The sequence below is a fragment of the Planctomicrobium limosum genome, from assembly GCF_051465645.1.
Lineage (GTDB): Bacteria > Planctomycetota > Planctomycetia > Planctomycetales > Planctomycetaceae > Planctomicrobium.
Genome location: NZ_CP195790.1, coordinates 4,729,526 through 4,745,045, shown reverse-complemented (window position 1 = coordinate 4,745,045; position 15,520 = coordinate 4,729,526). Strand labels below are relative to the sequence as shown.

The 15,520-nt window shown below is 53.6% G+C and carries 10 protein-coding genes and 1 pseudogene; 7 read left to right on the top strand and 4 right to left on the bottom strand.

Annotated features, from left to right (window positions below; all coding sequences use genetic code 11):
* Positions 1–70 precede the first annotated feature (70 nt).
* Positions 71–3,757: pseudogene (uvrA, locus tag SH527x_RS17950) on the bottom strand (excinuclease ABC subunit UvrA); the annotation flags it as partial.
* 316 nt (positions 3,758–4,073) lie between these two features.
* Between uvrA and SH527x_RS17945 the strand changes: the two are divergent.
* Positions 4,074–5,582 carry a DUF7133 domain-containing protein gene (locus SH527x_RS17945; RefSeq protein WP_437192056.1) on the top strand — a complete coding sequence of 503 codons (1,509 nt, stop codon included), beginning with the start codon at positions 4,074–4,076 and terminating at the stop codon, positions 5,580–5,582.
* A 40-nt stretch (positions 5,583–5,622) separates the two neighbouring features.
* Here SH527x_RS17945 and SH527x_RS17940 read toward each other — a convergent pair whose 3' ends face one another.
* Positions 5,623–6,126, bottom strand: coding sequence for a hypothetical protein (locus SH527x_RS17940; protein ID WP_437192055.1), 504 nt, complete (start codon positions 6,124–6,126; stop codon positions 5,623–5,625).
* A gap of 391 nt (positions 6,127–6,517) precedes the next feature.
* Between SH527x_RS17940 and SH527x_RS17935 the strand changes: the two genes are divergently transcribed.
* Positions 6,518–7,813, top strand: a complete 1,296-nt coding sequence (locus tag SH527x_RS17935; RefSeq protein WP_437192054.1) for a cytochrome-c peroxidase — start codon at positions 6,518–6,520, stop codon at positions 7,811–7,813.
* A gap of 339 nt (positions 7,814–8,152) precedes the next feature.
* Entirely contained in the window at positions 8,153–9,133 is a 981-nt protein-coding gene (locus SH527x_RS17930; protein WP_437192053.1) for a DUF1559 domain-containing protein, read from the top strand.
* A 96-nt stretch (positions 9,134–9,229) separates the two neighbouring features.
* Here SH527x_RS17930 and SH527x_RS17925 read toward each other — a convergent pair whose 3' ends face one another.
* Both SH527x_RS17925 and efp read right to left on the bottom strand, forming a co-directional pair.
* Positions 9,230–9,787: a sugar O-acetyltransferase gene (locus SH527x_RS17925; protein WP_437192052.1), complete on the bottom strand. Its 558-nt coding sequence runs from the start codon at positions 9,785–9,787 to the stop codon at positions 9,230–9,232.
* Positions 9,788–9,975: 188 nt separating this feature from the next.
* Entirely contained in the window at positions 9,976–10,539 is a 564-nt protein-coding gene (gene efp, locus SH527x_RS17920; RefSeq protein ID WP_437192051.1) for an elongation factor P, read from the bottom strand.
* Between the two features lie 233 nt (positions 10,540–10,772).
* Between efp and epmB the strand changes: the two genes are divergently transcribed.
* From epmB to tatC, 4 genes are all read left to right on the top strand, one after another.
* Complete coding sequence (gene epmB, locus SH527x_RS17915; protein WP_437192050.1) at positions 10,773–11,813, top strand: EF-P beta-lysylation protein EpmB; 1,041 nt, start codon at positions 10,773–10,775, stop codon at positions 11,811–11,813.
* Between the two features lie 488 nt (positions 11,814–12,301).
* Positions 12,302–13,267: a DMT family transporter gene (locus SH527x_RS17910; RefSeq protein ID WP_437192049.1), complete on the top strand. Its 966-nt coding sequence runs from the start codon at positions 12,302–12,304 to the stop codon at positions 13,265–13,267.
* A gap of 189 nt (positions 13,268–13,456) precedes the next feature.
* Complete coding sequence (locus SH527x_RS17905; protein WP_437192048.1) at positions 13,457–13,918, top strand: STAS domain-containing protein; 462 nt, start codon at positions 13,457–13,459, stop codon at positions 13,916–13,918.
* 349 nt (positions 13,919–14,267) lie between these two features.
* Positions 14,268–15,461 (top strand): twin-arginine translocase subunit TatC, encoded by a 1,194-nt coding sequence (tatC, locus tag SH527x_RS17900; RefSeq protein WP_437192047.1) that lies wholly within the window; start codon positions 14,268–14,270, stop codon positions 15,459–15,461.
* Positions 15,462–15,520 lie beyond the last annotated feature (59 nt).

The following is a 15,520-nucleotide window of genomic DNA, read 5'->3' as shown; positions in this document are numbered from 1 at the left end:
GGAAATCGGCTTCCGCTCAGCCTCCGCATTGAGGGCAGGAATAGTGGAGGCTCAAGCGATCAACCTGCCAGTCTGGTTCGGCCGTTCCAGAGGCAACGTGCACGAGATGAATCACCCCGCGCCCCTGTTCGAGGGCGGTCTCGACTGAATCAGCGATACGCCCGCGCGACTCAACGTCCACTTTCACGCGATCGATAATGGCTTCAATCTGGTGAGCACGCTTGTGGTCGATCTTTGGAACGTCTTCAATCAGATGCGTCTTGCCGTCGACGCGCACACGCAAGAACCCCTGTGTTGTCAACCGCTCCCAGACCTTTTCAAAACTCTGACCTGGCAACACCTGCAACGGCGCTGCGAGATACAGTCTGGTCCCCTCAGGAAGACTGAGGACACGTTCCACAATTTGGTCCGTCGTCTGTCTGGTCACCGGCTGCTGGCACGTCGGACAGTACATCTCACCAAGGCGAGCAAACAACACGCGCAGGTAGTCATAAATCTCCGTCACGGTTCCAACAGTGGAACGCGGAGTCGCCCCGACCGACTTCTGCTCAATTGCAATCGCTGGTGACAACCCGGCAATGTGTTCCAGCTTGGGCTTGGGCATCTGTCCCAGGAACTGCCGGGCATACGCAGAGAGCGACTCCACGTACCGGCGTTGCCCTTCCGCATAGAGCGTGTCCATCGCCAAAGAGGTCTTGCCGGATCCACTCGGTCCGCAGAAGACACTCATTTCATCTCGGGGAACTTTGACATTCACAGATTGCAGATTGTGCTGCGACGCCCCACGAATCACGATGTAATCGGTATCCACGCTGCCAGAGCTACGCTTGAAGCTCGATTGCATCTTCGCCTTCGCAGTGCTCGATTTCTTGCTGGGGAAAAGAATCGGGGCGAGTGCGCGACCTGTATGGCTTTCCTTGCACTTAGCAATCACTTCCGGAGGCCCTTCAGCGACGAGAGTTCCTCCCCCATTGCCTCCTTCGGGGCCCATATCGATGACCCAGTCCGCAGTCTTGATCACATCGAGATTGTGTTCAACCACCAGAACGGTGTTTCCGTCTGCGACGAATCCATGAAGCACTTCGAGTAGCTTGCGAACGTCTTCGAAGTGCAACCCTGTGGTCGGTTCATCCAGAAGATACAGCGTCTTTCCAGTGGAGCGCTTTCCCAACTCGCGAGCCAGTTTAATTCGCTGTGCTTCCCCTCCGGATACGGTCGGAGACGGCTGGCCCAGCTTCATGTAATCCAAGCCCACATCATGCAGCGTCTGCAGCATTCGATAGATCTTGGGATGATTCTTGAAATGCTCTAACGCCTCCTGCACATCCATATCGAGAACGTCAGCAATCGACTTGTCTCGGTACTTCACTTCCAGCGTTTCATGGTTGAACCGCTTGCCATCGCAGACCGTACAGGGAATCCAGATGTCCGCCAGAAAGTCCATTTCCAGTCGAGTCGCCCCGTTGCCTTCACAGGCTTCGCAGCGTCCTTCCGGAACATTGAAGCTGAACCTTCCAGGTTGATACCCACGAATCTTCGCCTGTGGGAGCTGGGTATAGAGTGTGCGGATTTCGTCGAACAGTTTGACGTATGTCGCCGGGTTCGAACGAGGCGTCCGACCAATGGGTGATTGATCAATATCGATGGCCTTATCGAGCAGCTTCAGCCCTTCGACCTTCTTATGCGCCCCCGGTGTCCCTTTTCCGCCATTGATCTCGCGGTTCAATACTTCCCAGAGAATATCGTTGCTGATGGAACTCTTTCCGGAACCACTCACGCCTGTAATACAGACAAACATTCCCAGCGGAATCTCAACATCGACGTTTTTGAGATTGTTATGCGTCGCCCCGACAATCTTGAGACGATTCTTCGTTGGCTGCCGCCGCTCTTTCGGAACGGGAATCGAAATGCGTCCGGAGAGATATCCCCCGGTGACACTTCGTTCGTTCGCCATGATTTCATCAGCGGTCCCCTCAGCGACAATTTCTCCCCCGCGAACGCCCGGCCCCGGACCAAAGTCGACAATGTGATCCGCTGCGCGCATCGTGTCTTCGTCGTGCTCCACCACGATGACCGTGTTCCCCTGATCGCGCAAACTCAACAGACTGTCAAGCAGCATGTCGTTATCGCGAGGGTGCAGTCCGATTGAAGGTTCGTCGAGGATGTACAAGACCCCCACGAGCCCGGAACCAATCTGACCAGCCAGTCGAATGCGTTGCGATTCTCCCCCGGAAAGAGTGGGAGCAGAACGATTCAGGGACAGGTATCCGAGACCGCACTTTTGCAGGAATCCCAATCGCCCACGAATCTCTTTCAACGCCTCTTCTGCGATCAGGTGCTGCGTCTCATTCAGCTCAAGCGAAGCAAAGAATTCAAAAGCATCATCAACCGACAGATCACACACTTTCGGTAATGAGAATGAACTCGCGGACTTGCCGGACTTCGAGGTCAGCAACACATTCCGCGCCTGAGGATTGAGGCGATCGCCATTGCAACTGCTGCAGCCAACCACTTCCATATACTTTTCGAGCTGCCGACGGCGCATGGGGTTCTTCCCCTTCATGAACTCATCGTGCAGGTCATTGACATAGCCTCCCCAGCGGCCGCCATGCTTCCACATGCCACCTGAATGACGCCACGAGAACGTGATGTTCCGGTCCCCGGTGCCATAGAGAAACTTCTGTTGAGCCTCGCTCGGAATATCCTGCCACGGCAACTTGTAGAGGCTCCCCTCCTTCATGCCGGTGTCTTGCTCAATCGCCTCGCCAGCGCCCTTCAAAATATGACGTTTCCACTTGCCGATTTTCTTGAACGATTTGAGAAGCTCGAACGCCCCCTGACTCAGCGGAAGCTCTGGTTGCGTAATCAGTCGCTCAAGCACGAAGTCATGCCGCATGCCGAGCCCGGTGCAGTCCTTGCACATCCCCAGCGGACTGTTGAAACTGAACAATTGCGGTGATGGCGGTTCATATCCAATCCCGCAACTCGGGCAGGCATAGTGAGCCGAGTACAGCCGTTCGCTGGTTGCCCCTTTCTCTTCTTCTGCAAGAACAATCAGTCGTCCTTTACTGAGTCGGGTGGCCGTTTCGATGGCGTCCGCGAGTCTCGATCGTTGACCTTTCCCAGAGACCAGACGATCAATCACAACATCGATGGTGTGCTTGAAGTGCTTCTTCAAACCGAGGTCGTCTGACAACTGCACCAGTTCTCCATCGACGCGGGCGCGGATGAATCCCTGCTTCAACAGGTCAGCAAACAGATCGCGGAACTCCCCTTTCTGCTGTTGTACGAGTGGGGAAAGAATCTGGTACTTCGTTCCTTCCGGCAGCGCGAGAATGCTTTCGAGAATCTGATCCGTCGACTGAGCCGTGATCGGCTGATGACACTGCACACAGTGCCCTTGCCCGACGCGAGCAAACAGGACTCGCAGATAATCATAAATCTCGGTGATCGTCCCGACGGTGCTGCGCGGGTTACGAGAAGTCACCTTCTGCTGAATTGAGATTGAGGGAGCCAACCCGGAAATCAGGTCGACTTCAGGTTTGGGCATCTGCCCCAGAAACTGACGAGCATACGTCGACAACGATTCGACATACCGACGCTGCCCTTCTGCATACAGCGTGTCGAAGGCCAGCGAACTCTTTCCGGAGCCGCTCACACCGGTCATGCAAATCAACTGATTCCGAGGCAGAGTAAGCGTCACCCCGCGCAGATTATGTTCGCGGGCACCACGAATAAGGATGTCTGAAGCAGCCATGCGGATCGGTTATCCATGAAAACAAAGTGTGTGCAGCAATCATATCCAGTCTCCTGTCGCTTGCAGAGCGAATAACCGGCGTTTCCCTTGTATTCCAAGCTCGGGACAGAGCGACAGTCACTCGACAATTCCGGCGAGCCGATTGACTCCAGCGACTCAGATCGGTATCCATCACATCAACGGAAATACAACTGTTTCCTGACCGGTTCGGTCTATCGTGTGGCCGCACAGCAGTCTTCTCAATTGGAGAAATGCTGAATCCTGCGTGCCAGCGATGCTGCGTGATTGATGGAAGTACCCTGAAGGACGATTTGCAATGCGAGACACACTGAAAGCAACCGCCACAGGTTTCGCCCTCGTTGTGTGCCTGATCTCGCAGGCGATCGCAGCCGATCCTCCGTCCGAAGCGGATTACTATAAGATCGTCACCGCCGAGATCCCGCAAGGCGTCGTTCTTGAAGCAGGCGCATTCCAGATGATGCCTGATGGGCGTCTCGCAGTCGCTTCACGACGCGGCGAGATCTGGATGATCACAGACCCATTTTCAAAAGAAATTCGAGCAAGCCAGTTCACCAGATTCGCTCACGGACTGCATGAAGTCCTAAGTTTGGCAGAACGGAATGGTTGGCTGTATGTCGTTCAACGATGCGATGTCTCTCGACTGAAAGACACCAACAACGACGGCAAAGCGGACCTGTATGAAGTCGTCAGCGATGCCTGGGGGATCTCCGGAGACCAGCACGAATACGCATTCGGGTCCAAGTTCGATCGCAATGGGGATCTCTGGATCACACTTTGTCTGACAGGCTCCTTCAGCAGCGCAGCGGACTATCGTGGCTGGTGCGTACGCGTGAATGAAAATGGAAAGATGGTTCCCACTGCCAGCGGCATTCGCTCACCGGGCGGAATGGGATTCAATGAAGCCGGAGACGTCTTCTATACGGACAATCAAGGGCCCTGGAACGGGACCTGTACTCTCCGCGTCTTGCGACCTGGGAAGTTTGCTGGTCATCCCGGGGGACTTAACTGGTATTCAAAGGCAGAGAAGATTCTGGGCAAGTCCCCTCAAATGCCGCAGTCCGGCGGACGCATGGTCGTCGAGGCGGAGCGAATTCCGGAACTCGAACTCCCTGCTATCTACTTCCCATACAAGAAGATGGGACAGTCTGCGAGCGGGATCACTTGCGATCTCTCTGGAGGAAAATTCGGTCCGTTTGAGAAGCAATTGTTCGTCGCCGACCAGACATACAGTCAAATTATGCGAGTCGATCTCGAACAGATCGATGGTGTCTATCAGGGAGCCTGTTTCCCGTTCCGTGAAGGATTTGGTTCAGGGTTGGTCGGGCTGGAATCCAGCGAGAAAGGGTCCATTTTCGCAGGCGGAACCGCACGCGGCTGGGGCTCTCGCGGCAAGCTCGAATTCTCCGTGGAACGCCTCGACTGGACTGGGAAAACTCCATTTGAGATCAAGACCATGCGTTTGAATGAGGATGGATTCACTCTGACCATGACAGAACCGGTCGATGTGAAGACCGCCTCTTCGAAAGACTCTTATACGCTGGGAACGTACACTTATATTTATCAGTCAGCCTACGGGAGCCCAGAAGTCGATCAAACCACCCCGGTCATCGAATCTGTTTCCGTCAGCGACGACGCCAAAACAATTCGGCTTGTCGTGAAAGGACTGCAGCGCGGGCACGTTCACGAACTTCATCTGGATGGAGTCCGCTCACAAAAGCAGCTCCCTTTGCTCCACCCGGTTGCCTACTACACGCTGAACCGCTTTAAACAACCGGAAGGGGCCACGCAGCAGGCTGCAAATTAGGCTGAAACGTTATCGGCTCGTCGATCTAAAGGATCAACGATTACCAGGCGTATACGTCACGCAGACGATTCAGCATCGCCTGTTCTAAAGCGGCATCGCGGCCTTGTGGAATCCATCGAGATGGAGCCGATTGCCCCACCACGGGATTCAGGTCGCGAACAAGCGGAGTGCTTTCCGAGAATGTGGACGCTCCAGCTGAATTTCCAGAGACGCCATTCACGTCTTCCAACTGCTTGTAAGCAGCAACGCTCACCAGATATCCCTGACCGTTGTCGTCCGGCTGCAAACTGAGAACGACAATTCGACGGATGGACTGCAACGAGCTTTCAAGGCGGCTCGCGAACCCAACAGAATCATGATGCCAAGGCTCCAAGACCCCGGAACCAACTTTTGGCAATGTCTCAATTGTCCGACCCAACCGGTTTTCGCGACCGATCTCGAACTGGAAGTCGTGCAGGACGTCCACGGCCCGTTCCCAGACCAACTCTTCATTTTGAGTCGCCACCAGCAACGGATTCGTAATCGGAATGCGCGCGTGGGACATGACTCCACCACCAGGACTCATGCAGCCCGGGAAGCAGAGAAGCAAGCCGACGAACAGTATTCGAACCACGACCACGGTGGGGAACCGCTTGAGTAAGAAGATCTGACAGGGGAAGCAGAGAGTCTGAACGGAGTTTACCGAATCCGCGAAGTGTCTCAGGAACTGGCGATCGCCTCAAGACGAAGTTCTAACTCCGCAACCATTTACCTCAAAAGCAGTTAGAGGTTTCACCAACTCCCGGCATTGGTCCGCCGTGAAAAACTTTCCAATCACTGAGATTGACACTCAATCTCAACTAAACCAATAATACCCCCGTACGACCGGTTCCCACCGTTGCATTACCGTTGCTTTGACTGCTTCGTCACCAGAACCACTTCACTGAAATTTTGCTGTGTCCAGAACAACCTCGCTCGCTGTTCTTACTTTGCTGGCGTCCCTTGTTTCAACTCAGTGGACTCACGGTGACGATGGGGAATCCCCTTCGGACGCTCCGGAACAAACGCCGGCCGTGAAAACGGAAGACGCCCCAAAGTCGCAGCGATTCACTGGTCGGGCCGGCTTCTTTGAGCGTATTCCTCCTCGCCCGACAGAAACTCCTGAGCAATTGCAGGAGCGAACAACAAAACTGCGGGAAGCCTATTCAAAACCGACCAATGAGTGGCCTGCTCCAACAATTGACGAAGGTGTGATCTGGAAGGAACTCGGCCTTCTCCCTCAGGTCCTGCACCCTGAAAGCAACCCGTTTTCAAAAGAGAAGGCATTACTCGGACGAACTCTCTTTTTCGATCCACGGCTGTCGCGGACTCAGGAAATGGCGTGTGCATCCTGCCATGATCCTGACCTTGGCTGGACTGATGGAAAAACAGTGTCTTTCGGGCTCAACCGCTCCGAACTCAAACGGAATTCTCCGTCGCTGATGAATCTCGCGCATTTCGACACGTTCTTCTGGGACGGGCGAGCAAAATCACTTGAAGATCAGGCGGAACAGGTTCTCGCGAATCCTCTTGAGATGGATTGCTCTGAAGACTCCATTCAGGAACACCTCGGAGCATTGCCGGGGTATCAGGAAGGATTCCGGAAAGCGTTCGGTGATCCGGAAATCACCATCGAACGCGTTGCACAGGCAATCGCGTGTTATGAGCGAACACTGGTCGGCGGACGCAGTCGGTTTGACACGTTTCTGAAGGGGAAACCTGAAGCACTGACGGACTCGGAAGTTCGAGGACTCGATGTTTTCCGAACGACCGGTCGATGCCTCAACTGTCACAACGGCCCCTTGCTGTCCGACAACCAGTTCCACGATATCGGACTGAGTTATTACGGTCGCAAGTATGAAGACCGAGGACGCTACGAAGTCACGTCAAACGCAGATGATGTCGGACGCTTCCGCACTCCGACACTTCGCAACATTTCCAATACACGCCCCTACATGCACAACGGATTGTTTGAGCTTCCAAATGTGCTGCGAATGTATAACGCCGGGATGCCAACTCTCGTTCCCAAAGAAGACCAGCAGGACGACGCGTTGTTTCCGAAGAAGTCTCCGTTGCTGAAACCACTGGGGCTGAACGCTCAGGACCTTGAAGATCTCGAAGGTTTTCTGGAAGCCTTGTCGGAACCGCGAATTCGTGTTCGTCCGCCTGAACTTCCTCAGGTCACCACAGCAGAAACGGCCGTCGGAAAGTAACCCTGCTCAGCTTCCACTGAACATGGTCAGCAGACCAGATAGACGCTTTTCCCTGCCTGCGATTCGACAACGAGTGTGACAGCTTCTCAGAGCATGATACTCAAACGAAATCGAGTCCTGACTCGTTCCCGATTGACTTACCAATTTTCCAACAACTCCCCATCTATTCCCTGAAAATCGGGTCGATGGGGATCTCCATTGCCAGCCAAAGACACGCACGATCTTCGGGCAAGTATTTGAATTTCGAATTCACTCGATAACAGATACAGATCACGGTCTCCGCCAGCGTCAGATGGGATTTCACCAAATTGTGTGCGACGTCACACATAGGAATCGCAGATGAAAACCCTGAATCGCCACCGACTTCGATCGACAGCGTCGGGACCAACATATCATCGACACGGCTTCACTCTCATCGAGTTGCTGGTCGTCATCGCCATCATCGCGATCCTGATTGCCCTGTTGCTTCCTGCAGTACAACAGGCGAGAGAAGCCGCCCGTCGTTCTCAGTGTAAGAACAACATGAAGCAGTTGGGGCTCGGCTTCCACAACTTTGAATCCACGTATCAGTTCTTCCCAGGGTCGCTGACACCGGGATCAGTTTCCAACAGTGGAACCCATTACTGGGGGGCACAAATCCTGCCTTACCTCGACAATAACCCATTGTCTGAGATCTATGACTACAGCATCGCCTTCAACAATTACGCCAATGCAGAAGCGGTGAAGTTTCACCTTCCATTTCAGGTCTGCCCGAGCAACCCTGAAGGATTCCGAGTGGTGATGTCAGGCTCAAAGACAACCGCACCAACAGGCAGCGACGCACGATCAAATGGCTGGGAGTTCTCTGTGAACGACTACATCGGAGCGTTGAGCGTGGGAACAACTCATCAATATGGAATGACACTTCCTGAATCGACCGATGGATTCTTTATTGGTGGTGGAAGGGTTCGCAAGGCACGCGACATCACCGATGGCTTGTCCAATACGATCATGCTCATTGAATCCGCAGGACGACCGGCGAAATATGTCAAAGGTGGCGCAACAATCTCCGGAACCAACACTCTTAATGGCTGGGCAGAATCTGTTCCCTGGGCCCTCGTTGCATACACTGCGGACGGAACCACGACCGCCAATGCAACCAACAAAGGCAAATGCGTAATCAACTGCAGCAATACGCGCGCTGCCTATAGTTTTCACGCCGGGATGGCGAATTTCGTGATGGCAGACGGATCAGTCCGCGGCATCAACGAAAATATCGACATGACCACGTATGTCGCCTTATTAACCGTTGCGAGCGATGACATCATCGGCGAGTACTAGAACAGCTCGCTCCCTGCGACGCCGAGACAGCAACAGTTGAAACTCAGTGAGAATTCCGTATCCACGCAGAAATTTCCCCGGAATCCAAGGATCATTCTACTCGTGGATTTCTCGTAAAACACGACACGGATTGCCGGCGGCGACGACTCCTTCAGGAATGTCTTTCGTGACGACACTTCCCGCCCCGATCACAGTCCGGGAACCGATCTTCACGCCCGGGCAGATGATCGCTCCACCGCCAACCCAGACATCAGAACCAATCTCGATCGGCTTGCCGAGTTCCACCTTGCGTCGCAACTCCACATTCAGCGGATGTGTCGCGGCGTAGATTTGAACCCCCGGCCCGAAGAGTGTGAAATCACCGATTGTCACCTGGCTGACGTCGAGCACCACGCAGTTGAAGTTGAAATAGACCCGTTCTCCCAGCCGAATATTTGTTCCGTAATCACAATAGAACGGCGGTTGAATCGAGACGGTTTCTCCGCCGCTTCCCAGCAGTTCAACCAGCAACGAACGGCGTAAGTCCGCATCCCGCTCGCGACTGAGATTCAACTGATGGCACAGGTCTCTGGCCCGTTCTCTTGCCGCAGTCAACTCAGCGTCATATGGGTTGTAGAGTTCGCCATCCAACATCTTCGCGCGCTCGCTCTTCATTCAATGGCTCCTCAGTGGGAAGTACGGGATCAGATGCAGTTTACCACGTCATGTATGAAGCGAAGCCTGAAACGAAAAAATCCCTCAGGTCTCTGCTTAGACACCTGAGGGAGAAACATGAGTTTCAATTGAAGAACATCTCTGTATGAATCCACTGTGAAAGGTGAACTCAATACGGGAATCGTTCCTTATGCTCGGCCGAGGTATTCGCCGGTTTCAGCAGCGATACGAATCTTCTCACCTGTGGTGATGAACGCTGGTACAAACACTTCAGCACCGGTTTCGACGGTGGCTGGCTTGCTGACGTTGGCAGTTGTGTTACCGCGAGCAGCTGGCTCGGTGTAGGTCACTTCCAGGATCACGTGCTTCGGAGGAGTCACGCCGATCAACTGGTCGTTCCAGTACATCAGGCCGGCAGGTTCGCCTTCCTTAACGTACTTCATCTGTTCGCCACAAACGTCCTTGGAGAGCTCAACCTGTTCGAAGCTCTCGTTATCCATGAAGATGTAGTCGGTTCCGTTGAAATAAGAGAACATGCCGTCAGCGTTACGGATGTCGGCCTCTTCAAGACTGTCACCACTTCGGTATGTGATGTCGAGACTGGTCCCGGTCAGCAGGTTACGAATACGGGTTTTGTACAGAGCCTGTCCTTTTCCCGGCTTCACGAAGTGATATTCAATCATTTCGTAAGGGGAGCCTTCATGGATGACTTTGAGTCCTTTACGAAAGTCTCCGGCATTGATCTGTGGCATTGGTCTTTTTCCAGCGAATCGCTAAGTTGGCATGGGGAAAGTTCAAATGAATAAGCTGCGGATGCAGCGTCTCGTTCAAGTCAGATCTCGACGAGGCTCCTGGAAAAACCGGTGCCATTCCAGCTACGAACTCGGCTGCCAGCACGGATTTCTTCCAAGAGATACTCTGTCATTTTCCAGTCTGATATCCTCTGTAAAGAATACCGTCTGAATCGAGAGTGGAAGAATAGCATATGGCTGTGAGTCAGGAAATCTTGCCGCATCGGGATGTCAACAGAGAAGAAATCTCCTCTGATGACCGACGATGGCAGCGTGACCTCGCCGCAGCCATTCGAGACGTTCCGACCCTCCTTTCCCGACTGCAGATCCCGGAGTCAGTCGCCAATTCGTTTCAGCCCCAGCCGGGGGAGTTTCCACTTCTGGTTCCGGAGAGCTATCTCCTGCGTATGGAGCCAGGAAACCCGACTGATCCTCTTCTGTTGCAAGTACTTCCACAAAAGTCCGAGCATCAGAAAGAAGCAGGTTACTCGAGCGATCCGGTGGGTGACGAATCGGCCAGAATCGCCCCGGGACTGCTCCACAAATACCATGGCCGCGCTTTGCTGATTGCTCATGGTTCGTGTGCGGTCCATTGCCGTTATTGCTTTCGCCAGCACTTCCCTTACGGGCAGGAACCGCAGTCACTGGATCAATGGCTCCCTGCACTGGATGCCATTCGCAACGATCCCACTCTCCACGAAATCATCTTAAGTGGCGGTGATCCATTAATACTTTCTGATCGGAAACTGAGAGTTCTCGTCTCTCAGATCGAAGAGATTCCGCATATCAGACGTCTGCGCATTCACTCCCGTTTGCCAATTGTCTTACCGTCTCGGGTCAACGACGAACTGTGTTCACTTCTGACAAACAGTCGATTGCAGACCACTTTCGTAGTTCACTCCAATCACGCCCGCGAGTTGACCGGGGACTGCGCGGATGCACTTGCCCGCCTGCGTACCTCGGGGATTCCATTACTTAATCAGGCGGTGCTCCTCCGTGGAGTAAATGATTCTGTCGAAGAACTCGCAGAACTGTGCGAACGTTGTGTCGATCTTGGGGTCATGCCGTACTACCTGCATCAGCTCGATCGGGTGCAGGGAAGTTCTCATTTCGAAGTGACCGTTGAAACAGGCCTTGAACTCGTGGAGAAACTCCGCAGTCGCCTGCCGGGGTATGCGATCCCGAAATATGTTGCAGAAATCGAAGGGGAACCTTCGAAAACACCATTAATTTGAATGACGTTTCTGGCACTGAATGCGTTGCACATTCCGACAATGATCGGCCAACACATCAACGCATCTATTCACGACATCGGCATCGCGCGAACATTGTTAAATCCATTTCCATAACCATGTGTCCAGTCTGTTCCGGCAGGACGCATGAACCATTCATGCATGACAAAAAAGAGAGGTTGTTCATCAACCCACGTTCGCACGGTACAATCTTCTCTCGCCTGTTTTAACAGGAATGCTTTAGTGCTGATTGTGAATCGATGCTGGAGGGTCTCGGCTCACCTGCAACTGCTTCTCGTCAACCTCCCGCTCAATGACTCACCGTGAGTCACGGTTAAACGACAAGACATATTCGATCACTTTCCTCGCAGCAAATTCCGGTTGAGAAAACGTCACTGGTCTCAACTTAACTTTCGTCACAAATCAGACGCACTGCCGTTCATCTTCCCATGTCCTCCCCAGCGAAACCGCAGAAATCCTCCTTTCAGCCCATGACCATGGGCGCCGTGTTCCTTGCGATCCTGACGACGACATTCTGGGGCGGAACTGCTGTTTCCAACCAGTTCGTAATGGACGTCATGCCTCCCCTCTTCGTTGGGGGACTTCGATTCGCAATCGCAGCGGTCTTTATGCTGGGATGGTGTCTTTGGGAAGGAGCTCCACTGGGGATCGCCAGACGCCACTGGTCAATCGTCTGGTGGATGGGAGTCCTGCTTTTCCTGCAGATCGCCACATTTAATCTGGGATCCGACCAGTCGAGCACCTCTCACGCGTCGATTCTGGTCAACTCCTACATTTTCTGGGTCGCCATCTGGGAGCATTTTATCTCCAGAACACTGAGACTCGCAGGAAGACAATGGATCGGACTATTGGTTGCAGCCATCGGGTGTGGATGGGTCTTCGTCGAAACAGGAATTCACAACAGCGACACGATCGACACTCCCACTCTGGTTGGAAATCTGATCCTCGCTCTCAGCGGAATCTTTCTTGCAGTCAAAATCGTTTACACCAAGAACAGCGTCCGTGAAATCGCTCCCAGCACGCTCATCCTCTGGCATGACGTTGTTGGTGCAGCCCTCTTTTTTGTAGTCAGCCCATTCGTTGAAACAATGGAGTTCCGCCCGATGACGCCTGCCTCCTGGTGGGCCCTGATGTATGCCGGACTCATCGTCTCAGGGTTTTGCTTCGGAGCAAACGCAACACTACTCCGCAGGCATGGAGCCTCTCAGGTTTCTGTCTTCAGTTTTGGCACCCCGATCGTCGGTGTCGCACTCGGTGTCTGGCTGCGTGGCGACGCATTATCCATTGGCCTGCTGGCGGGAGGAGTTCTGGTCGCGCTGGGGATCTATCTGGTCAACAAGGCGACTGCTCCAGCTTCTTCCAAACCAGTCCAAAGTTCGCAAGAACCCGACTTGCCGGACGATGCAGTTACGAAACAGACCACAGACGCCCGTTGACATTTCGCAACGCCGATAAGTGTCACGAACACCCTGCGTTCATTTTCTTAACAGCGACTAAACATCAACACCAAAACATGTTACAGAGAGAGAGCCTTCATCGGTTTTCAATCTGTTTCAAATATGGCCTAACGCTTGCGTGATCCCCACGGTGTCCGAGTAAGAACGCTCAACGCCGGGGCAACCAAGATGGCCGAACGTAAGTACACCCACAATCTGACTGTCGAAGATTCGGAGCACGGATACGTCATCAGCATTGGTGACATGGAGATTTGGGACGGTGCGGACCTGTCGTTGATTCGGGATACACTGTTTCGGCTTGTGCTGTCAGAGGGAGTCGACTCATTTGCCATCGACATGCATGCCGTTCAATATGTCCCGAGTGGATTCTTCGGAATGTTGTTTGACTGGCTGGACCGAGGCGTCACCGTACGGTTAGTCCGCCCTCGCCCACGCGTTCAACAGATGCTTTGGTTTCGCACATTCTTTCGGGAAACCGGCCCTGACGTCTATCAGCTCCACTCAGGACAAAGTTCCGAGGAGGAGACACCAACTCCCAGATGGAGTCCAGAGAATCGGATCTCGAACCATGTCGGCGCAGACCATGTCAGCACCGAGTCCGGCCCCCAAATCAGCCCCCTCCAAGGCTGAAGCACCTCCGTCATCGAGCATCCGGTCCGATTCCAGTTCCTGAAATAAGGCCGGCAGCCCAGTCAGAGCCATGTTTCTGGGCGAACGGACGCCACGATACGTGAAGATTCAGGCAGGTTTGCATCCGGGAAGAACGCATCATAAGATACTTGCATTGCCGTTCTGAGTTGTCTGTCTCTTCAACGAGGCTGCACCAAAAGCAGCGTCGGCAAGCAGGTTGAAGCAATTTAACGCTTCAGCCGTACCGCTCAAATCGCCTGCAGTTGCGGGCCAATCGAGTGGATACCGTGTCCTGCCGTGTTTGGTGATTCGGCAGTTAAAACGTTGACTGGTATCCCCGGGTTTCTCGATGAAAAAGCCAACTAAAGATCTTTTCGACGATTCCACGATGACATTCGGGGAACATCTCGAAATTCTCCGTAAACATCTGATCAGAGCTCTCATCGGTCTGTCATTCTCAGTCGTCATCTGCCTGTATCAGGGCGAACGGCTGGTTGCCTTTGTGCGTGCCCCGATTGACAGTGCGCTGAGAGAATACTCGAAACCGATCCCCAAAGACGAAAATCTGTCCTCCTGGGAACGCCTGAAACGCGACTGGGGACTCAATGTTGCTTTCAGTTTTTACCAGGGATTCGAGGACTTCCTTGCCGGGCGCAAATCGGCTGAGCAACTGGAAATCGAGCGGGAACAGAGCACTCCAGAACAGGTGACGGTGACTGTACCTGTCGACCAGCTGGCAAAAGCATTACACGCAGTCGCCCCAGAGCAGTTCCCTGAGATCAAGACGGAGACACCAGCTGCCGCTGTCAAACCAGTCTCCCCGGCAGCGGACTCCCCGACACCAGAGAACGCGACTCCAACCCCGACTGCAACAGAAGCGCCAAAGCAAATCCAGCTGACACTGCAGGCCCCGCAGTTCGCTCAGTTTCAGGCAACCGTCGAACAGCAACGCCGCCCGGTCACCCTGAACGTTCAGGAAGCGTTCATGACCTACCTGAAGGTCTCCATCATTTCCGGGGTTCTGATCGCCAGTCCCTGGATCTTCTATCAACTCTGGCTGTTCGTTGCCGCAGGTCTGTACCCCCACGAACGGAAGTATGTCTACGTCTATGGAATCATGAGCCTGATGCTGTTTTTGATCGGGACCATGTTCTGCTTCTTTGCAGTCTTTCCATTCGTGCTGCACTTCCTGTTGAACTTCAACAAAACGCTGGAAATTCAACCACAGATCCGGCTCTCTGAGTGGATCAGCTTCGCTGTGTTCTTGCCGGTGATGTTCGGTATCAGCTTCCAGCTTCCACTGGTCATGCTGTTCCTCGAACGAATCTCCATTTTCACGGTTAACGTCTACCGCGAACAGCGCCGCATGGCGATTCTGGTGATTGCAATTTTATCATCCGTCCTGACGCCAGCTGACCCAGTCAGCATGTTGTTGATGATGTTCCCACTGCTTTTCCTGTACGAGCTGGGAGTTCGACTCTGCGACTGGCTGCCACGAGAAGGCTTCCAGGGAAGAAACGAAGAAACTCCTGCAATTACGTAAGTTCTGTCAGCCTCTTTAGGTAAACAAAACTGACGAAAATCCCCTGCAGAAACCGCACG